Source organism: Stappia sp. G46H5W (assembly GCF_058448995.1).
The window spans coordinates 429,074-448,648 of the sequence record NZ_JBZFLL010000005.1 but is presented as its reverse complement, the minus strand read 5'-3'; the positions used below and the strand labels follow the sequence as shown (position 1 = coordinate 448,648).

Here is a 19,575-nt window from a genome sequence, read left to right as displayed (position 1 = left end):
CATCATTCCGGTTCGTGTCGGGCGAGGCGGAGATCGCCCTGCTTCAGCATCAGATAGCGGTACATGACCGAGGAGAAATTCTGGTTGTCCGCGCCCGATGTCATCACGCCGGCGAGCAGGTCGAGATAGTCCTGCGCCCAGCGCGCGGACCATGTCGCGGTATCCTCTTCCGGCAAGGGGCCGGCCATGCGCCGCACGTCGACCCGGATCTCCGTGCCCGAGCGCAGGGCCTGCAGCCAGTAGATCGGCACCCCCAGCGCCTGGGCGACCTTCGGGACCGTATCGAGCAAGGTGCAGCGCACGCCGAACAGGGTGCCGACCGCCTCGCTCCTGAAACCGACCTTCGTGTTGGCCTCGGCGGGAAAATCGGGGATGGAGAAGACGCTCATCCCCCCTTTCAGGAATTTGACGATCCGTGCCGCAGCCAGGCGGTCTGTCATCTGAATGACCTGGTAGCGGCTGTTCAGCTCCTCGTGACGGGTCGCCGAGCTCAACAGGAACGCGGTATTCCGGAAATAGCTCTCGCGAAGAACCACGTTGCCCTGTCCCTGATGCGTTCCGACGATCAGCGTGGGAACGCGCGACCGCATGCGGTCTTCGAGCTCGGCATAGGTGTCGGTCCGCTCGAATGCCAGTTCGATCTCGGGATGCACATTGCGCAAGCCTATGACCCGCTGGACGTAGGTCGCGCGCTGCGCGCGGGCGAGCCACGCTTGCCTGTCGCCATCGCCCTTGCCCTGCAGCTGCCATGCGATCTGCCCGGCGGTCGACGGCAGTGCTGGTTCGGCCAGCCCCTGCTCCGCAGCCTCGATCAGGTCGCAGACATCCTCGCCGCTCATCGGTCGATAAAGGGGATAGGCCGGGATAGTCAGCTGGCCCAGATCGTCGTGATGGCCCAGGAAATGCCTCAAAAGCGCGATGGCATTGGAAGAACCTGGCGCGCGACCGTCCGCCCGGCTGGCGATCAGCGCGGGGAGCACCTCCGGACAGTTCATCATCCGCAAGTCGCACAGCATCCAGGATTCGAGAGTCAGGGCGCCGGAGCAGACCTGCTCGACAAGAAACGCCGCCCCGCCCTTTGTATCGCCGAGCGCGAGGAACAGGGCATAACGCAGCTTCAATCCCGCCTCATGGACAGGATGGTGCGCCAGCACGGCCTCGGTCGTCGCCAGCGCCCTGTCGAGCCGGCCCGTTTCGAATTCTGCCCGCGCCTTCAGCACCGACAGCTGGATATCGCGGGGCGACTGGCCACAGGCGCGCCCGGTGCGCTCCGCCAGCTCTGCCCACGCGCAGGTTCCCATGGCGACCTGCGCCCGCAACACGTCGAGCGTGAAGTCGGGAAACCGGCTCTCGGACTCGGCCAACAGGTGCTCGAGCCTTGCCATGACCGCCCGCGACGGCGCCGTCCCGAAGCCCCACCGCCCCGCGGCCGAGACCAGCTTCCTGACATGTTCCAGAAGCGAGGGGGCGTGCCTTGCATCCTCGATCAGGAGATCGGCGAACGCCTCGATCTCCCCGAGCGTCAGATGCAGATGAGCCAGCGCCCGCCTGACGGCTGTGTGGCCCTTCAACTCGTCGGAAAGTCCGGCGACAAAGGCTTCCGCCTCCCCGATGCGCTCGGCATTGACCAGTTCGTTCAGGACCAGTGCCGCTCCCTCCGGCGATGCCGGGTCGTCCTTCCAGAGCCCAAGCATCCTTGCATGGGCGACCTCGTGACGGCCCTCGCTGCGCAGCAGGCGGATCTCCAGCCGCTGCAGCGCCGGGGTGAGCTCGCCCCTCGCGATCTGCTCGTCCAGCCGGTTCCGCGCGCGTTCGAAGCGGCGCAGGTCGAGATCCAGCCCGATCCGCAGGTCGGCGTGTTGGTGACGCGAGGCGGACAACACCGCCTCCATATCCGTCATGTCGCCCGCCGGCCATAACGTCAGCACCTTTTGCCGGACGAGCCCCTCGTCGTCCGGCCAGCGGGCCAGCGCCTCGTCGCACAGCCGGAGCGCCGCCGTATGGTCGAGGGCGAGGCGCTCCAGCCCTATCGCCTGGAACACGGCATCGCGATTGTCGGGCGCCTCCTTCAGCGCCGCCCGCGCGGCCTCGAGCGCGGCCCGCGTCGCCCCCGTGTCGGCGAGACAGCGGGACGCCTCCACCTGCAACCTCGCCCGGTCCTGCGGCTTGAGCCCATCCGGCCTTGCCAGGATCCGCTCGACGATGGCCAGCGCCTGCAAGGGATCTGCGGCCCGGCGCAGCGCCACCGCATGGCGCAGCTCTGCCTGCCACTCGGCCGGGTGCTTTTGCGCGAGCACGGCACCGGCCCTGGCGGCCGCCGCGAAATCCTTCATCTGCGTCAGGATTTCGACCCGGGCATAGAGGGCCGGCTTGTGCGCCGGATCGACCGCGAGGATCTCCTCGGCCAGCGCCAGGCTTTGCGCATGCGCGCCGTGCCACAGCAGCGACAGGGAGAGCTCATGCTTGATCGAAAGGTGGTCCGGATGGCGCCGCAAGGCCTCGCTCAGCTGGCGAATGCTCTCCTCGACGCGCCGGCTCTGGCGCAAGGCCGCGCCCTGCTTGGCAAGCACGGCCGGATCGCCGGGAAAGCGCGCCAGCATCTGTCCGGCCGCCTCCAGCGCCGCATCGAACTCCCGCGCCTGCATGAAGGTGTCGATCCTGGCATGAAGCGCCGGCCGATGGGCAGGATCGGCCGCAAGAATCTCCTCCACCAGCGCCAGGCTTTGCGCATGCTTGCCCTGCCAGCGCAGGGACAGCGCCAGCTCGTACCTGATCGCGAGATTGTCTGGATGGCGTCCCAGGGCATCGGACAGATACCGGACGCTCTCCTCCACGCGCCGGCTCTGCCGCAGCGCGATCCCGTGCCCGATGACCGTCGCCGGGTCGTCGTGCTCCGGTCCTGTGGCCTCTGACGTGTCTGCCATGAACAACTTCTTGGTTTGGCCGCTACCGCCTTGGCATCGCGAGGCTGAGGTGCCGATGCGCGCCGGGTGTCAGGCCGCAGCCGTTTTCTCGACCAGTGTATTCTCGATCAGCACCGCATCGATCCCCGAGGTCACGAAGACCGCCAGCGCATCCTCGACCGAGTGGACGATGGGCTTGCCCATGATGTTGAAGCTCGTGTTGAGGACGACGGGAACGCCGGTCCGTTCGCCGAAGCGCCGCACCAGTGTGTGCATCCACGGCGTGCTCCGGGCAGAGACCGTCTGCAGGCGGCCGGTGCCGTCCGCATGCACCACCGCCGGCACCTGCCGGGCCTTCGCCTCATGCCAGCGCAGGGTGATCGACATGTATGGCGAGGGTTGGGCGCTCTCGAACCACTCCGCGACATCCTCCTCGCACAACACCGGAGCGAAGGGCCGATAGGGCTCGCGGCCCTTCACCAGCCGGTTGATGCGGTCTTTCATGTCGGCGGGGCGGGGATCTGCCAGTATCGACCGGTTGCCGAGCGCGCGCGGACCGAACTCCGCCCGCCCGCGCATGACGCCGACGATCTTTCCCTCGGCCAGCAGCTCCGCGACCCGGTCCTCGCTGTTTGCCGAAACATCGCTGACCCGGGCAATGCCGCGAAGGTTCTCCAGTCTGGACACTGCGTCCGGCGTTGCGGCCGATCCCAGATAGGGCGTGGCCGGCAGGACGGGCACCCGGCTCGTCTGCGCCGTGTCCATCCAGCTCAAAAGCGCCGCACCGACGGCGTTGCCGTCGTCCGCCGGCGCCGGTGGCACGAACAGGCGGTCGAACGGCATGCGCCCGGCGATCGTGCCGTTGTAGGAGGAGTTCAGCGCGCATCCGCCGCCGAGGACGAGGTTTCCGTCGGCCCCCTCAGCCACCGCCGACAGGATCTGGTCGGCAAGGGCCGCATAGGCGGCCTGCCCGCTGGCGGCAAGGTCGGCCGCGCTCATCAACGGCGCGTCCGCCGGACGGGCGAACTGCCGGATGCTGCCTGCAAGCGCGGCGAGCGCTTCCTTGTCCGCAAAGCGCAGGCGCCCCCGATCCACTTCCAGGAGCGCGACCATCGCATCGCGGATCTCGGGCCTGACCGTCCCGTAGGCCGCCAGCCCCATCACCTTCCACTCTTCCCCCAGCCGCCAGTCGAACCCGCACAGCTGCGTCAGCCAGGCATACAGCGTGCCCAGGCTCCCCGGCCCCCACGAGCGCCACCGGCGCTTGAGCACCCGACCGCGAAGATCGAACATCGAAACCGCGCCGGCCTCGCCCTCCCCGTCGACGATCAGGCAGGATGCGGTGTCGACCGGTGCGAAGGCGCTGGCCGTCACCGCGTGGCACAGGTGGTGATCGTAGCGCCGCACCTCGGGCATCTGCCGCGCGATCCCCAGCCTCAGCAGCGAGGCCCCCGCATGGGTGTTGATGCCGGCATGCAGTTCCCGCAGCCAGAGGGCATCCGTCACGGGCAGCAACTCGCCCATCAGCTCGACCGGCAGGTCCGCCTTGATCCGTTGCCAGGACGTGGCCACGGCCAGGCTGTCTGAGCCGAAATCGAAACCGACCTGGGTCAGGGCGGATTCAAGGTGCGGCACATGATCGGGCGTGATGCCCCAGGCCCGTTTGTCCTGTACGAAACGTTCCGTTGCCTCGGCGAAGAGAAGATTTCCATCGGCATCGACGATCGCCAGCGCCGGGTCATGCCCGGATGTCGAAAGCCCGAGGTGGAACAGCGCCATCAGGAACCCGCGCGCTTCAGGATGGAGCGTGCGAACTCGCCGAGCGTGTCGTGCTGGAAGATATCGGCCGGGTCCACCTCCACGTCGAAGCGATCTTCCACCTCGCCGCAGACCAGCACGGCATCGATCGACTGCAGCCCCAGATCCGCGAGCGACATCTCCATCCGGATATCGTCTACCGAGGTCTTGGTGCGCTGCGCGACCCTCTCGCGAAGAAACGAGAAAAACTGGGACTCGTCTATTTCAGTCATCTTGATGCTCTGTTCTTCTGAAAACGCACGGAAGCGTGCTGAGGGCGACGGTTTCCGACATGGGGTGGTAACGATGCGCCTGCGTAACCAGCGCCATGTCGGGAAAGGTCTGGAGGAGTGAGGGAATGGCGCGCTTGAGGACCATCACCGAAAGGGCCGCGCCGACGCAGCGATGCAGCCCCTTGCCGAACGAGACATGCCCGTTGCCGCCCGGGGTCTGCCGGTTCAGCACGCGGATGTTCAGCCGCGCCGTGTCGCCGGCCTTCATTTCCATCTCGCTGAGCGTCAGGTCGGCGCGGGCAACGCGGTAGATGAACTTCGGCCCGCTGCAACGCGCGACCAGCTCGTCGATATTCGCCTCGACCCACGCCGGATCGCCTGCCGCCGCCCGTTCCTCGTGAGGGAGCGAGAGGATCCACAGCAAGGCATTGGACAGCGTGTGGGACAGGTTGAAGCTCGCGCCGTAGAGCACCAGCACCACGGCCTTGAGATCCGCTTCGTCGAACCCGTCCGGCGCCTCGGCGACCAGCGCCTCCAGCAGCGAGGGCGGACCGTCGGAGGCGACGGGCACCTCCATCAGCGACAGCGCCTCGGCGAAGACCGCCTGGACGCGCCGCAGGTTCCGCATCGAAAGCCAGGGCTCCAGCACGTCCTGCAGGTGCGGCGCGATGGCGTCGAACCTGTGCGGGTCGCGGCAGGAGATTCCGAGAATGCGCGTCATGATGCTCTTGCGCAGCGGATCGGAATAGCCCGAGACCAGGTCCGGCGACGCCATCGCCGACAGGGCGCGCAGCGTCTCGTCCAGCGCGGTATCGACGACACCCTGCCAGAGGGGCAACTGCGCGGTGCCGAGGAAGCGCATCAGCGCCTGTTTCAGCGCTTCGTGCCGCGGCCCGTCCATGAAGAACAGCGCGTTGCGCGCGATCCTCGTCGCATCCCCCAGATCCTCGCCGCTCGCCTGCGACAGCAGCGCGAGGTGGCTTTCCATCGGCGGCGGGGCAAAGGCCTCGTTGTCCCGCAAGACCCGGTGCGCGCTGGCCATGTCCCTGATGTCGCAAAGACGCGCGCTCACCCGCCGGGACCGCTTGTCGATGTCGCACGGCAGGGCCGTCGGGGCCTGCATCATCGGCGTGACCACGAACCGGCACTCGTCGGTCTTCAGGACGATATCGGGAAAGGACCGCGCCAGGGCGGGCAAGGCGGTTTCGATCAGCATCTCGCTGAGAAACACTCCTGGACACTTGTGCGCGCCGCTGCCGAAGCTCATGTGGCTTTGGCGCGTGCCCTGGCTGGCCCGCAACCGGCTGTTGGCCGCCACGATATCGACCACGGCGGACTCGCCCTGATGATAGGGACAGCCGGCGACTTCGGTCGCCTCGCTCGCGACGCGCACCAGCGTGCGGGTGGACTGGTAGAGCCCCAGGATCTCCTGGGTCTGCCGTGCGCCCCATCCGGGCTTGCCGGCCTCGGCCCACAGATCAGCCGGACCGCTCAGCAATCCGTAAAGCGCGAAAGCCAGCGACTGGGTCGCCGAATTCGAGCCGACCAGCAGGCCGACGACGAAGTACTCCGGCTCCAGAAAGTCCGGCAGATCGCCCCGGCGGCGGCGCAGATAGCCGAGCAGGGTTTCGGGCTCCGCACCCTCGCCGTCCCCGCCCGCAGGACACGTTGCGACCAGCAGGCTCGCCGCCGTGTTCAGGGCCTTCAGCGTCGGCACCGACAGATAGGGCTCCGTCAGGCGCTGCGCGGTTTCGGCCGCGCGAAAATAGGCGTAGTCAGGCGGCAGGTCGAGGCCGAGGATCCTCGGCATGACCTTGAGAAACAGCGGGATCGTGAAATCGCGGACGAGGTCGGGATCACCCGCATGTCTCAGCTCGGTGCAGGCGCTGTCGCAGGCCTGCTCCATCAACGCCCGCCACGGCGAAAGCCCGGACTGGCTGAAGAACGGCGCGATGACCCGGCGGGTCTGCAGATGAGCCGGCCCGCTCATCGCCACCAGCGTGTTGGCCGACAGGCGTCGCAACGCATCGAGGTCGACGCCCCCGCGCCCGGCGATCTCGTCGAGATACCGGTCGATCCGCGGCAGGTCGAGGCTCCGCAGCACCGCGGCCGCCATGGCCGGCGCCTTCACGAAACTGTCGGGATCCGACCAGACGTGGCGGGTCACGCGGCGCCCCCTGCCATCTGCGCCTCGTCGAGGCAGATCGCCTGATCGTGCAGGCGGGACAGTTCGAGCGCTGCCTCTTGCCGCCTGATCTTGCCGCTGCTCGTGCGAGGAAGCGTCCCGCGCGGCAGAAAGGCGATACGTTCGAGCCGGACGCCGGTGCCGGCGGCAACCGCCTTGCGGATCCGCGCGGCAACCGTGTGGGGCTCGTCGATCGGGGCGCAGCCGGCACGCAGCTCGATCAGGAGATCCGCCCGGCCGGGCAAGGCTTGCAGACTGTCGAATGCCGCCGCTGCCGAGGCGCTGAGATCGCCATGTTCGCGCGCCGCGAGCCATTCGACCTCCGCGGCGGCCACATTGCGGCCGTTGACGATGATGAGGTCCTTCGCGCGCCCGGCAATGTAGAGCCGGTCGCCCGCAATGCCGCCCAGATCGCCCGTCCGCAACCACCGCACCCCATCGGCAGCGTCGAAGAAGCCGTCCTCGTCGTCGCCCGCCTCGCCGAGATACCGGCGGCAGACGGACGGCCCGCTCAGCCAGATCTCGCCCGTCGCCCCCTCGGGCAGCGCCCGGCCGGTCTCCGGCTCGGCGATCCGGATATGCCTGCGCGTCTCGGCGGAGAGCAGGCAGCCCTCGAACCGGGCCCACGCCTCGGGTGTCGCCGCAGCCTGCCCTGCGTCTCCCGCTTCGCCGGCCGCGAACAGCGTGCATTCCGCCATCCCGTAGCAGGCGAACACCGCATCCCTGGCAAGCCCGTTCGCCGCAAAGCGCTGGTGGAACCTGTCCAGCAAGCCGCTCGGCACCGGCTCCGCCCCGCAGAACGCCCTCTCCCACGAGCCGAGGTCGAGCCCCTCCGCCTCCTCTTCGGAGATCCGGTTCAGGCACTCGAGAAAGGCGAAGGTCGGCCCGCCGCTGATCGTGCCGCGCCACTCGGAGACCGCCTCCAGCCAGACGGCCGGCCGGCGGATCATGTCGAACGGGCTCATCTGCACCGAATGCGCGCCGGAAAGCAGCGGATAGAGGATGCAGCCCATCAGCCCCATGTCATGATAGTGCGGCAGCCAGTTGATCATCACGCTGTCGCGGTTCATGCCCCAGAGCGACTGGATCAGCCCGCAATTGTGGCGGATCTGGTCGGCCGTCACCGGCACCGCCTTGGGAAAGTGGGTCGAGCCGGACGTGTGCTGGATCACCGGGAAGGCGCAAGGCGCCGCCCAGCCGGATGCCACCTCCGGCACCGGGGCAGGATCGTCGACGGCCAGCACCGGACAGGCCGGCGCCCCGCCCTCGCCGGTCAGCTGCTGTTCCACGGCACCGCGGTTGTTCGAGGTGCACAGCACCGCTCTTGCGCCGCAGGTCCGTGCCATGCGCCCCAGCCGTCCCGGCGGATCCGAGGCGCGGGGCGGGGCGACCGGCACCAGCGTACCGCCGCCGAGCAGCGTCGCCACAAGCGCGATCAGGAACTCCTCGCCGGCCGGCAGCGCCGCCATCAGCACGTGCGGCCCCTCGCCGAGGCAGCGATCCCAGAGCGCCTGCATCTCCGTAGCACGCGCGCCCAGCTCCGCCCCGGTCATCGTGCGATACCGGCCGCGGCGCCCCAGCACGGTGATCAGCGGCGCGTCATGGCGCTGCTCGAGCGCTGACGCGATCTCGAACTGAAGGCTGGTTTCGGTCGCACGCCTGGTCATCGGGTTGCTTGATCTGGTCGTCGGTCAGGCCGGTTGCGCGATGGGTTTTTCACGGCTCAGGTGGACCTGCCGGCTGCCCTGCTGCGACAGCCGGTGCAGCGACGTGAAGGAGTTTAGAAAGATGGAGAGGGCGAACGACAGGTCCCGCGCGATCTCGGGGCGCTGGTGCGACATCTCGTTGACGGCGTCGATGACGCGGCGCGCCTGCCGGTCGCTTGCCGCCTGCCGGAAAAGCTTGAAGATTCCGAAAGCGCCCTTGCCCGGCGTCACCTTCCGGTCGCTCGCCCGCAGATGCTCCGGCGGCGGGCCGAGGATCGCGGCAAGGTGCTCGAAACGCCTGATCGCATTGTCCGGCTCGTGCAGCGCCTCGACCAGCCAGATGGCACCTTCGGCCAACTGGCGGCGCGTCATCTGCCGCGGCTCGATATTGGTCCACAGGTCGCCGCCCGGAAAGCTCGTTTCCGTCCCGTCGATGAACAGCCGGCCTTCGGCCGCCATCTGCTCGTAAAGCGGCGTGGCGATCGGCGCGACCAGCACCGACACCCGCAGGTTCACCACCGGCAGGGCCATGCCGAATTCGAACTGGCGCTCGAAACATCCCAGGTCGTCATGGTCGAAGCCGACCATCATGCCGCCGGTGACCGTCAGCCCGCCGGCGACGATCCGGCTGATCTCGGTCACGAGGTCCCGGCGCATGTTCTGGCGCTTCTTGACCTCCTTGAGCGCCTCTTCGTTGCTGGTCTCGATGCCGACGAAGATGTCGCGCACCCCCGCCTGGTTGCACAGCTCGATCAGCTCCGCATCCCGCGACAGGTCGATCGAGGCCTGGGTCGCGAACTGGACCGGCTCGCGGCCCTCGCGCCCGTTCCAGCCGGCAAGGCCCTCCAGCAGGACGCGGGACTTCTTGCGGTGGACGGTGAAGTTGTCGTCGGACAGGTTGATGCTGCGATAGCCGAGATCGTAGAGCACCTGCGCTTCGGCCAGCACGTTCTCGATCGGCTTGTGCCGCTGCACCCGGCCCAGATACTGGATCACGTCGCAGAAGCTGCATTCGAACGGGCAGCCGCGGCTGGTCTGGATCACGCCGCTGATCGCCCGGTCGTTGTTGTAGAGGTCCCAGCGCGGCACCGGCGCGCTTGCGAGATCGGCCTGACCGCACAGGTATCGCGACTGCAGGGTATCGGCCAGCAGGTCGCGGCTCAGCGCGCTCGCGACGGTCTCGAACTCGCCGATGATCAGGCTGTCCGCCTCGCCGTCGAAATCGCCGGGCGCCAGCGACACATGCGGGCCGCCCATGATCACCCGCCGCCCCATGGCGCGGAACCGGCGGGCGATCTCGATGCCGCGGGAGGCCTGGGCAACGTTCATGCTGATGGCGATGACGTCGGACGGATCGTCGAAATCGACATCCTCGGTCATCTCGTCGCACAGCCGGATGTTGAAATCGCCCTCCAGCAGCGCGGCAACGGTGGTGATCCCCGCCGATGCCATCAGGGCATAGCGCTCGTCGATGTTCAAAATCTTGTCGGCAATGAGGGCTTCGCTGCCGAAATTCGGCAATGGCGCGATAAGATATATGTCCACCGGTATTCCGATCCTTGCCGCCCCCCTCGAGTGGCAGCGCGCATTATACACAACCCGTCCGGATTTCGTTACCGGTTTCAACAGGTTTCTCGGGCCTGCCCGCCCCCCCCTTTGCACCCCTCACGAAGCGGAGAGCAGGATCACGCCCGCGATCAGCACCGCACAGCCGGCCAGCCGCCACGGGCCGACTCTTTCGCGCAGGATTACCATGCCCATCAGGGCGCCGACCATCATCGACATCTCCCGCATGGGCGCGACGAGGCTCAGCGGCGCGCCGTCGCTCAGGGCCGCGAGCACCAGGATGTAGGACGCCGGCGCCAGCAGCCCAACCCCGACCGCCGTCCACCAGTGGCCGCGCATCGCCGCCATCGCCTGGCGCGGGCGCGCCAGCACCACCGGCAGCAGCATCAGGAAGCGCAACAGGTTCGAGACCCACTCCAGCACCACCGGCGCGATGCCGAGCGATTTCACCGCCACCGCGTCGACCACCGTGTAGCCGGCTATGAACCCGCCGGTCGCCGTCCCCCAGCGCAGGCCCGCCTGGCCGCCGGGACGGGTGAAGGCGGCGATCTTTCCTTGCGTCGAGATCAGCAGGATGCCGGCAACCACCAGCACCAGGCCGACGACGCCGGTGCCGGTCGGCACCTCGCCCAGCAGCACGAAGGCCCCGAGGCTGGAGAGCATCGGCCCGGTCCCGCGCGCCACCGGATAGACGACCGACAGGTCGGCCACCTGGTAGCCGCGCTGCAGGCAGAGGCTATAGGCCAGATGGATCAGGCTGCTCAGCACGATGAAGGCGGCGCCCATCGCCGTCCAGGCGATGCCGCCCTTGGCCAGCAGATAGATCACCCAGGGCGCATAGGCGATGCAGGCGACGACGTTGTAGGCGAAGACGAAGGTCGCGCCGGCATGGGCCGCCCGTTTCGCCAGCAAGTTCCACGTGGCATGGATGAAGGATGCGAGAACGACGAGAAGCAGAGAGGCAAGCGTCACTGAGACCCCCTTGCGCGGTGCGCGGTTGATCTCGACGTCTCCTCCCCTGGGCTTTTGTCCCTTGGGTGCAGCCGGGGAACTCCCCCGGTTTCTGCAACGCTCGGTCCTGCGGCGATGTGCCCGGATCCCTAGTTGCCACTCGGTCGATGGCCCATCCTAGCCCCGGCCCGCCCGCCATCGCAACCCGGCTAAGCAGTTTGCCACCGGAAGATGCGCCCCCCTTGCGGGAAGATTCCGACTGGTTGCACCGACGGCCTCTCGTATATGAAGACGGGAAATCTTGCGAACAACTGAAGCGGGAGAGACCTATTGGGCGCGGACGGCGGACACCCAAGTGAGCCGTGCATCTGGCTCGTTCAGGGGCATGATCTCAGCGAAAATGGTCGGGCGTGGAGATCTGCCGAAAGTTTCGAGCATGGTGGCATTGAGCCTGAGCCGGTTCTGAAGTCGATGCGGCAGACAAAGGTCGGATGGTTCCTGCCGCAGGACCGCTTTCCAGCCGACAACTATCCGCGTCCCGAGCACTACCCACCGGCGCACGAACAGCCGGCACCGCAGATCTTCTCCAACGGATTCATCTTCCTGGCGGGCGAAAGCGCCGAGGTGGTGCGGCGCTTCGACATGGGCGAAGGCGCGCTCTATCCCGTGCGCCTGTGGCATCCGGACGGCAAGACGCCCATGCCGGGCGCGTTCTTCTATCTCAGCCAGGGCAACAGGAAGGACGCCTTTCTGCAGGAGCGATCCGACAAAGAGGGCATCGATGCGATGTCGCAAGGGAGATGGCGCATTGATATCGTTCATTCACGGCCGCCACTGCTATTCTTCTCGGAAAGCGCGCTCCACGGGCCGGACATCTGGTGGGACAAGTCGATTTACAAGCACTTCTTCATCAGCGACCGGTTGAAGCGCGCCCTCGATCAGCGACGCCTGTCGGAAGACTGGCACCTCACGCGCTGCCCGGTCGTCTTGGACTGAGACTGCGCCGCTCGGGCGTCGGTGCCCCCCAAAAAAACGCGCGCAAGCCCCAGTGTGGTGAATTTGACATACGCCTCAGTCAGGCAGCGCCCACAGAGCGTATGTCAAATTCGAAAACCACACTGGAAACATATGCTTGCCAGTCATCCTGTCGAATCTGAAGTTCGTACGGCGCATGCCGTGAAACTTGACGAACTTCAGATTCGGATGACTGCCAGCTTGCGCGCGCCAGTCGCCATCCCCGCCGGAAGGGCCGGCGGAAGCTGCTTACATCTTGCAGTCCTGGGCCAGGCTGTCCTTGTAGTCCGAGACGACCTTGCGCACGAAGGACGTGGCGTACTTGCCGTCGTCCCGCTTCACCACCGTCAGCATGTGGAAGTCCTGGATCGGATAGTGATTGGTGTTGAAGGAGAACTTGCCGCGCACCGAGGCGAATTCGGCCGCCTCCAGCGCCTTGCGCATGGCCTCCTTGTCGTCCGTATTGCCGCCGGTCTTCTCCAGCGCGCTGGCGATCAAGAGCGCCGCGTCATAGGACTGGGCGGCATAGGAGCCCGGCACATAGCCGTATTTCTCCTCGAAGGCAGTGACGAAGGCCTTGTTGGTCTCGTTGTCGAGATCCGGCGCCCAGGACCCGGCGGACAGGAAGCCGACAGCGGCGTCCTGCTGGCCCGGCAGCGTGGATTCGTCCGTGGTGAAGACCGAGAGGAACTTCATCTTGCCGGACAGGCCGGCCGCGTCGAATTGCTTGACCAGCCGCACGCCCATGCCGCCCGGCATGAAGGTGAACAGCGCGTCGGCGCCCGAAGTGGAGATGCGGGCGATCTCGGCCGAGAAGTCCTGATGGCCGAGCGGGGTGTAGACCTCGTCCGCCAGCGTGCCGTCAAAGCCCTGCTTGAAGCCCGCGATATTGTCCTTGCCGGCCTGGTAGTTCGGCACCATGGCGAAGACGTTCTTGAAGCCCTCCTCCGTCGCGATCATGCCGCTGACTTCGGCCGGCTGGTTGTTCTGGTAGGAGGTGACGAAGAAATACGGGTTGCAGTTGCGCCCGGCGAAGGTCGAGGGGCCGGCATTCGGGCTGATCAGGAAGGTCTCGGCCTCGACCACCGGCTTGAAGATCGCCTGCAGCATGTTCGAGAACACGGTGCCGACGACGAAGTCGACCTGCTCGCGCTCGATCAGCGAGCGCGCCTTGAGCAGCGCAACGTCCGGCTTCAGCTCGTCGTCCTCGACGACCAGGCTGATCGACTGGCCGCCGAGCTTGCCGCCGTTCTGCTCCAGCGCCAGCTGGAAGCCGTCGACGATCTGCTGGCCGAGCGCGGCCGGCGGGCCCGACAGCGTCACCACCATGCCGATCTTGATATCCTCGGCCAGCGCCGCCGAGCTCATCAAGGCGCCCAGCGCGACGCCCGCGGCAAGGCCGGTCAGTTTACGCGTCCACGTGCAAGTCATGGTCATTCCCCTCTTCTCGCCCCTTTGCCGGGGTCGATTTGCCTCTGGCGGCATCAAGGCGCCCTGCGCCCCTGCCTGCCGTATCGTCCTGCCGGCCTCCCGTCCGCCGGTCTTCTTCTGTCGTCTCTTCTCGTCTCGTGTCTTCTTGTCGGTTCTGTCTCGTGCCTCAGCCCGCCTTGCGCGCGGCAAAGCCAGCCATCTTGGCATATCCTTCGACGATTGCCTTGCGGTCCTCGTAAGACAGCACATCGTCGATATGGTCGAAGCGACGCGGGCTCAGCCGCTCCACCTCGTCGATCACGCGCTCCGGTCCGCCGCGCCGGTTGGTGCGCACCACCTCCGCCGTCTTCGGCAGCCGCTCTTCCTCGTAGCGGTACAGCGCCTCGCGCGGATGCTCGGCCGCCGCCATATGGTCGGCCAGGCACCGGGCATCGAGGATCGCCTGCGCCGCCCCGTTGGAGCCGACCGGATACATCGGGTGCGCGGCATCGCCGAGCAGCGTCACCCGGCCATGGGTCCAGCGCGGCAGCGGGTCGCGGTCCGCCATCGGATATTCGAAGATCGTGCCGCTGGCGCGCACCAGGGCCTCCACGTCGAAACCGCGAACCGTGAAGCGCCGCGCATAGGGCAGCACCCGCGACAGCGGCGCCTGGCGCGACCAGCTCTCGGGCGGCGGCGGCGACACCGAGCCGTCGGCAACGCGCACATTGACCACCCAGTTCATCAGCTGCCGGCCGTCCTTGGCCGGGGCGATAGGATAGAGCACCAGCTTGGCGCCGAGACCGCCGGCGATCGCCATGGTCTCGCCGTCCTCCCAGACCGGCCATTCGGCCGCCCCGCGCCACATCACGACGCCGGCCCAGCTCGGCGGGCCCTCGTTGGGATAGAAGCGCTTGCGCCCCATGCTGTGGATGCCGTCGGCGCAGATCAGCACCTCGCCGCGCAGCGTGCGCGAGGTCACGCCCTCGGCCGCATCGGTGAAATGCGCCGTGACGCCGGCCTCGTCCTGCACGAAGCCGGACAGCCGCAACCCGGTCAGCACCGCGTCCTTGCCCATCCGCTCGACGGCCGCGTCGTAGAGCACCTTCTGCAGCCGGCCGCGATGGATAGAAAATTGCGGGAACTTGTGGCCGGCATGCAGGCCGCGCAGCTCGCGCCACACTTCCTGGCCCTGCCGGGTCAGGTAACGCAGCTCGCGGGTCCTCAGGCCCACCTCGTCCAGCCGGTCCAGCAGTCCCAGCCCCGCCAGCTCGGCGATGGAATGCGGCAGCGTGTTGATGCCGACGCCCACCTCGCGCACCTGCGGCGCCTGCTCCACCACCGTGGCCTTGATGCCGCGCTCGTGCAGCATCAACGCGGTGGTGAGCCCGCCGATGCCTGCGCCCGCGATGAGGACGGTCATTGTCCCGCCCCGCTGTCTTCCGGCGGCAGGAAATCGATGGCATGGGCGGCGGAGACCGCGACGATCTCGGCCGGATCCGCACCCGGGCCCATGTTGTGCAGCGCCCAGAACAGGTCGTAGAGCTGCAAGGTCGGCGTCACCCAGAACAGCGTCTTGATGGTGCTTTCGGACTTGTTGAAGATCCCGTGGGGCACGCCGCGCGGCAGCTTGACGAGGTCGCCCGGCTCGCCGATCACCTCCTGCCCGTCGAGCAGGAAGGTGAAGCGCCCTTCCAGGATGTAGAGGAACTCGTCCTGGTCCGGGTGGATATGCGGCGGCACGAAAGTGCCGGGCGGCAGCGAGGCATGCCAGGAAAAGCACTCCTCGGTCATCTGCTTGGGCACGTAGGTCTGGCCCAGGATGTTCCAGCGGATCTGGTCCAGGCTCTCGCGGGACTTGACGATTCCGGGCTCCATCGCGGTCTTTCTCCGTTCTGTCTTGCGCGCCCCCGCAGCCCCCGCCGGGGAGCCGACAAAGGCGTCGGTGATCGGCGATGCCGGGTCCTTCAGGGCCTCCAGCACCGTGAAATGATTGTGCTCGCCGTCGATATGGGCGCGCGCCGGCACGTCCAGCCCGCCCCAGATGTCGGCGAGCAGCTTCGCCTGGCGGATGAATTCGGGCCGCTCGCCGCCGCCCACCCAGCAGGTCAGCGGCGCCGCCAGCCCCGGCTCGCCCAGGACGGCGCTTTCGGCCCGCGCCTCGGCAAGGTCGAGATGCAGCGTGTCGTTCATGCCCGTGTGCAGCAGCGGACGCAGGTCGTGCAGGCCGCTGATCGACAGCGTGTGCTCGATGCGATTGCGCACGCCCTTCTCCAGCGGGCTGTCGGCGCAGACCATGCGGGTGACCAGATGGCCGCCGGCCGAGTGGCCCGACAGGCGGATCGGCCCGTCGACACGCGCCGCCGCATGGGCGATCGCCCGGGCGATCTGTCCGGTGATCTGCGAGATGCGCGCCTCCGGGGTCAGCGTGTAGCTCGGCAGGCACACGGCCCAGCCGCGCGCCCGCGCCCCTTCGGCAAAGTCCGTCCAGTAGGACTTGTCGAGCCGCATCCAGTATCCGCCATGCACGAAGACGGCGAGGCCGCGCGGCGTCCCTTCCGGCCAGACGATGTCGTAGGTCTCGCGCGGATGCGCGCCATAGGCGATGTCGAGGTCGAGCCGGTGGCCGGCCGCCTGCATGGCGGCACGGTACTCGGCCGCACGCGCGGACCAGAAGCCGGGCAGCTCGTGCGAATTCGCCACATGGGCCATGTTGGCGAAGGCGTCGTCCCAGTCTCGGGCGGGGGGCAGCAGGGGCATGGGTCTCGCGTCTTGGATCTCGGGTGAAGACTGCGGCGGGCGCGGCGGCACGGCCTCGGGCGAACCGCCCGCCGCCGGGCCAATCAGCCGGGCGATAAGGCGGCGCAGCACGCCGCCCGCTTCCCGGCCCGGCGCGTCTGTGGTCACGCCAGCGGCCGGGCCTGTGATCAGGCACCCTCCGGCGGCGGCAGGAAGTCGACCTCGTGCAGGGCCGACAGGCGCACCAGCTCGGCCGGGTCCTTCACCCCGTCCAGCACGGTGAACAGCTCGTAGAGCTTGCGCGCCGGCGACACGCCGAAGACGCAACGTGCGGTCTTGCCCGAGCGGTTGAAGATGCCGTGGGCGATGCCCATCGGCATGCGCACCGTGTCGCCCGGCCCGGCACGCACCACGTCCGCGCCGAACTCGACCTCCAGGTTGCCCTCGATCAGGTAGATCCACTCGTCCTGGGTCGGATGGATGTGCGGCGGAACGAAAGTCCCGTCCGGGATCGTCGCATGCCAGATGAAGGCGTCGTCGCTCTTCAGCTTGGGCACATAGGTGTGCCCCACCACGTTCCAGGAATGTCCGTTGAGGCCGGTCTCGGCCTTTGTCACGCCAGGTTGCATCGTCGAGGCTCCGTCTGGACAGGGGTTTTTGCGTTTTTGTTCAGCCGAGCCTGCACCGGAACCGCAAAATCCCTTATCCAGAAAACGAACGCGTGTTGCGGCGAAATATTTTAGACTTGAAATATCAGAGGGAACTTGCGTTGATCATGTCCTGAGAGGCTAAAGCCCCGGGGAACGCCATGACCGCCGAACGGACACTGCCGACGAGGGAGTACTTCGCGAGCCATCCGGTGCTGCGCACCAGCGACCTCGACGAGGCCCGCCATCGGGTCGGCCAGAAATTCTGCGACCACCGGCTGGAGATCGGCAACCGCCGCTCCAACCTGTCCGTCCGCCACAATGCGGTGCGCGGGCTGAACCTGTCGGTCAACTATCTCTCCTACGGCGCCGAGGTCAGCATCGATCCGGGCCTGCTCGGCTCCTTCTATCTCTTCCACCTTCCGCTGTCGGGCCGCACTCGCGTCCAGCATCGCGGCGAGGAGATGACGGCGACGCCCCAGGCGGCGGCGATCCTCAACCCGGACCGCACCGCGCGGCTGGACTGGGGCGAGGGCTGCAGCAAGGTGCTGGTGCAGATCGACCGCACCCATCTGGAGAACGTGGCGCGCGATCTCGTCGGCGCACCGCTGCCCGGCCCCATCCGCTTCGACATGAAGGTCGACCTGACCTCGCCGCAGGGCCGACAGCTGCACCGTATGGTCACCGCCTGCGTCGAGGCGGTGGAGGGCGGCCGCCTGTTCCATCGCCCGCTCGGCGGCGGCGACCTGCGTGCCGAGCACGACCTCGCCCATGCCCTCTTGATGCTCCAGCGCAGCAACATCACCCACATCATCGAGCGCGCCGACAGCCAGGCGCGGCCCCGGGCGATCCGCCTAGCGCTCGACTACATCCACGCCAATCTCGCCGAGCCGATCACGCTGGCCGACATCGCCCGCGCCGCCGGCATCAATGTCCGCACCCTCCAGAAGGGCTTCCAGCGGGTCTTCGGCCTGTCGCCGATGCAGGTCCTGCGCAACGCCCGGCTGGACACCGCCCATTACCAGCTGCTCGCCCATCGCGACGCGCCCAGCGTCACCGAGGCGGCCTTCTCATGCGGCTTCTCCCACCTCGGCCGCTTCTCGCGCGACTACAAGGAGCGGTTCGGCCACTCTCCGAGCGATCGGCAGGGCCTGCGCACCGCCGGCAGCTGAGACCGGCCGGTTCGAGAGGCAAAAATCGAAATTTCGCGAGATTGAGACGGGATTTCGCAAAATCCTGCGCAAAATTCGAGACGGCTTCGATGCGTCCCGGCGCGGGGAGAGGCCCTGCACTGTCCCCGCCCCCACCGAAAACGCCCCGCACCAAGGAAATTGATTTTTCACGCCAGTTTGCTATCAAGCCCGGCAGGATGGCGCAGCTGTCCCCGCCGCATAGGCAGCATGGTCCCGTAGCTCAGCAGGATAGAGCATCAGATTCCTAATCTGAGGGTCACAGGTTCGAATCCTGTCGGGATCACCACCTATCCCCGCGCCGCCGTTTCGGCCGCCTGCGGGGCCAGGGCCTCGGCCGGGCCGACACGACGGGCGATCTCCAGGAAGCCCTGCAGGTAGTCGGTCGCAAGTTCTGCCCGCCGCACGCCGATATTGATGCTCTTGCCGAGCCCCTCCCGTCCGACCCCGATCCGGGCAAGGTCCAGCCCCGCCGCGCTCTCGGCCAGCAGCCAGTCCGGCAGCACCGTTACTCCCCGCCCCGCCATCACCATCTGCAAGGTCAGCTCCACGCTTTCCACCGTCACCCGCCGCCGCGGGCGATAGCCGGCCGGAATGAGAAAACGGGTAAACAGATCAAGGCGTTCGGCCGAAACCGGTACGGTCAGGAGGTCCTCGTCCAACAGGTCCGCCGGCTCGATGAAGGCGCGCCGGGCCAGCCGGTGATCGGCCCGCACCGCCAGCTTCAGCTCGTAGTCGAAGACCGGTTCGAACTCCAGGTCCGGCACGTTCACCGGATCGGGCGTCACCAGGACGTCGATCTCGTGCGCCGCCAGCGCCGCGATGCCGTCGAAGCGGAAGGCGGTGCGGATCTCGATATCCACGTCCGGCCAGGACACAAGGAACGGCCCCGTCACCCGCATCAGCCATTTTTCGCAAGGATGGCACTCCATTCCGATGCGCATCGCCCCGCGCCGGCCTTGCGCGATGTCCGCCAGAACCTGCTCGGCGTGGTCGAGCTCGGGCACCAGGCGGTCCGCCAGCCGCAGCAGATATTCCCCCGCACGGGTCAGCTGCAGGCTGCGCCCCTTTCGGTGCCAGACCTTGATTCCGTAGCGGCTTTCCAGCTTGGAGACCGCATGGCTGATCGCCGACTGGCTGAGGTTCATCCTCGCCGCCGCGGCGGTCACACTGCCCGCCCGCACGACCTCGCGGATGAAGACGAGATGTTGCCGGTCGAGCATTTATGCGAGCC

14 protein-coding genes, 1 tRNA gene and 1 pseudogene are annotated in these 19,575 nt (G+C 67.5%); 3 read left to right on the top strand and 13 right to left on the bottom strand.

Features of this window, described 5'->3' with window-relative positions:
- Window positions 1-2 precede the first annotated feature (2 nt).
- The 7 genes from ACVJ6E_RS17705 to ACVJ6E_RS17675 all read right to left on the bottom strand — a co-directional run bounded on the left by ACVJ6E_RS17705 (window position 3) and on the right by ACVJ6E_RS17675 (window position 11,362).
- Window positions 3-2,924: a tetratricopeptide repeat protein gene (locus ACVJ6E_RS17705; RefSeq protein WP_120270093.1), complete on the bottom strand. Its 2,922-nt coding sequence runs from the start codon at window positions 2,922-2,924 to the stop codon at window positions 3-5.
- Between the two features lie 69 nt (window positions 2,925-2,993).
- Window positions 2,994-4,682 carry a carbamoyltransferase C-terminal domain-containing protein gene (locus tag ACVJ6E_RS17700; RefSeq protein WP_120270092.1) on the bottom strand — a complete coding sequence of 563 codons (1,689 nt, stop codon included), beginning with the start codon at window positions 4,680-4,682 and terminating at the stop codon, window positions 2,994-2,996.
- Window positions 4,682-4,933 (bottom strand): acyl carrier protein, encoded by a 252-nt coding sequence (locus ACVJ6E_RS17695; protein ID WP_120270091.1) that lies wholly within the window; start codon window positions 4,931-4,933, stop codon window positions 4,682-4,684. Before ACVJ6E_RS17695 ends, ACVJ6E_RS17700 begins: the two co-directional genes overlap by 1 nt.
- The gene (locus tag ACVJ6E_RS17690; protein ID WP_120270090.1) at window positions 4,926-7,100 is read right to left on the bottom strand and encodes a cytochrome P450; all 2,175 of its coding nucleotides are present in this window, start codon (window positions 7,098-7,100) and stop codon (window positions 4,926-4,928) included. The genes ACVJ6E_RS17695 and ACVJ6E_RS17690 overlap by 8 nt, the downstream gene beginning before the upstream one ends.
- The gene (locus ACVJ6E_RS17685) at window positions 7,097-8,785 is read right to left on the bottom strand and encodes an AMP-binding protein (RefSeq protein ID WP_120270089.1); all 1,689 of its coding nucleotides are present in this window, start codon (window positions 8,783-8,785) and stop codon (window positions 7,097-7,099) included. Before ACVJ6E_RS17685 ends, ACVJ6E_RS17690 begins: the two co-directional genes overlap by 4 nt.
- Window positions 8,786-8,809: 24 nt before the next feature.
- Window positions 8,810-10,369, bottom strand: a complete 1,560-nt coding sequence (locus ACVJ6E_RS17680) for a B12-binding domain-containing radical SAM protein (protein WP_120270088.1) — start codon at window positions 10,367-10,369, stop codon at window positions 8,810-8,812.
- A gap of 120 nt (window positions 10,370-10,489) precedes the next feature.
- The gene (locus ACVJ6E_RS17675; protein WP_120270087.1) at window positions 10,490-11,362 is read right to left on the bottom strand and encodes a DMT family transporter; all 873 of its coding nucleotides are present in this window, start codon (window positions 11,360-11,362) and stop codon (window positions 10,490-10,492) included.
- A 309-nt stretch (window positions 11,363-11,671) separates the two neighbouring features.
- Here ACVJ6E_RS17675 and ACVJ6E_RS17670 point away from each other — a divergent pair, with 309 nt between their 5' ends.
- A complete protein-coding gene (locus ACVJ6E_RS17670) occupies window positions 11,672-12,337 on the top strand; it encodes a hypothetical protein (protein WP_147421898.1) in 666 nt (221 codons plus the stop codon).
- 267 nt (window positions 12,338-12,604) lie between these two features.
- On the opposite strand, the gene ACVJ6E_RS17665 is transcribed toward ACVJ6E_RS17670, so the two are convergent.
- From ACVJ6E_RS17665 to ACVJ6E_RS17645, 5 genes and pseudogenes are all read right to left on the bottom strand, one after another.
- Entirely contained in the window at window positions 12,605-13,792 is a 1,188-nt protein-coding gene (locus tag ACVJ6E_RS17665; RefSeq protein ID WP_491676496.1) for an ABC transporter substrate-binding protein, read from the bottom strand.
- Between the two features lie 160 nt (window positions 13,793-13,952).
- Window positions 13,953-15,188, bottom strand: a complete 1,236-nt coding sequence (locus ACVJ6E_RS17660; RefSeq protein WP_120270085.1) for a flavin-dependent oxidoreductase — start codon at window positions 15,186-15,188, stop codon at window positions 13,953-13,955.
- Window positions 15,185-15,643: a cupin domain-containing protein gene (locus ACVJ6E_RS17655; protein WP_097174463.1), complete on the bottom strand. Its 459-nt coding sequence runs from the start codon at window positions 15,641-15,643 to the stop codon at window positions 15,185-15,187. Before ACVJ6E_RS17655 ends, ACVJ6E_RS17660 begins: the two co-directional genes overlap by 4 nt.
- 51 nt (window positions 15,644-15,694) lie before the next feature.
- Window positions 15,695-16,525: pseudogene (locus ACVJ6E_RS17650) on the bottom strand (hormone-sensitive lipase); the annotation flags it as partial.
- A 167-nt stretch (window positions 16,526-16,692) separates the two neighbouring features.
- Window positions 16,693-17,133 (bottom strand): cupin domain-containing protein, encoded by a 441-nt coding sequence (locus tag ACVJ6E_RS17645; protein WP_120270084.1) that lies wholly within the window; start codon window positions 17,131-17,133, stop codon window positions 16,693-16,695.
- Window positions 17,134-17,312: 179 nt separating this feature from the next.
- Between ACVJ6E_RS17645 and ACVJ6E_RS17640 the strand changes: the two genes are divergently transcribed.
- Together ACVJ6E_RS17640 and ACVJ6E_RS17635 are read left to right on the top strand one after the other, a co-directional pair.
- Window positions 17,313-18,323, top strand: a complete 1,011-nt coding sequence (locus tag ACVJ6E_RS17640; RefSeq protein WP_120270083.1) for an AraC family transcriptional regulator — start codon at window positions 17,313-17,315, stop codon at window positions 18,321-18,323.
- 230 nt (window positions 18,324-18,553) lie between these two features.
- Window positions 18,554-18,630, top strand: a tRNA-Arg gene (locus ACVJ6E_RS17635).
- Window position 18,631: 1 nt separating this feature from the next.
- On the opposite strand, the gene ACVJ6E_RS17630 is transcribed toward ACVJ6E_RS17635, so the two are convergent.
- Window positions 18,632-19,564, bottom strand: coding sequence for a LysR family transcriptional regulator (locus ACVJ6E_RS17630; RefSeq protein ID WP_120270082.1), 933 nt, complete (start codon window positions 19,562-19,564; stop codon window positions 18,632-18,634).
- Window positions 19,565-19,575: the final 11 nt, after the last annotated feature.

Coding starts and splice junctions, on each gene's coding strand:
- ACVJ6E_RS17665 (WP_491676496.1), bottom strand. CDS start 13,792: ATGACCATGACTTGCACGTGGACGCGTAAACTGACCGGCCTTGCCGCG.
- ACVJ6E_RS17700 (WP_120270092.1), bottom strand. CDS start 4,682: ATGGCGCTGTTCCACCTCGGGCTTTCGACATCCGGGCATGACCCGGCG.
- ACVJ6E_RS17640 (WP_120270083.1), top strand. CDS start 17,313: ATGACCGCCGAACGGACACTGCCGACGAGGGAGTACTTCGCGAGCCAT.
- ACVJ6E_RS17705 (WP_120270093.1), bottom strand. CDS start 2,924: ATGGCAGACACGTCAGAGGCCACAGGACCGGAGCACGACGACCCGGCG.
- ACVJ6E_RS17630 (WP_120270082.1), bottom strand. CDS start 19,564: ATGCTCGACCGGCAACATCTCGTCTTCATCCGCGAGGTCGTGCGGGCG.
- ACVJ6E_RS17685 (WP_120270089.1), bottom strand. CDS start 8,785: ATGACCAGGCGTGCGACCGAAACCAGCCTTCAGTTCGAGATCGCGTCA.
- ACVJ6E_RS17655 (WP_097174463.1), bottom strand. CDS start 15,643: ATGGAGCCCGGAATCGTCAAGTCCCGCGAGAGCCTGGACCAGATCCGC.
- ACVJ6E_RS17645 (WP_120270084.1), bottom strand. CDS start 17,133: ATGCAACCTGGCGTGACAAAGGCCGAGACCGGCCTCAACGGACATTCC.
- ACVJ6E_RS17695 (WP_120270091.1), bottom strand. CDS start 4,933: ATGACTGAAATAGACGAGTCCCAGTTTTTCTCGTTTCTTCGCGAGAGG.
- ACVJ6E_RS17660 (WP_120270085.1), bottom strand. CDS start 15,188: ATGACCGTCCTCATCGCGGGCGCAGGCATCGGCGGGCTCACCACCGCG.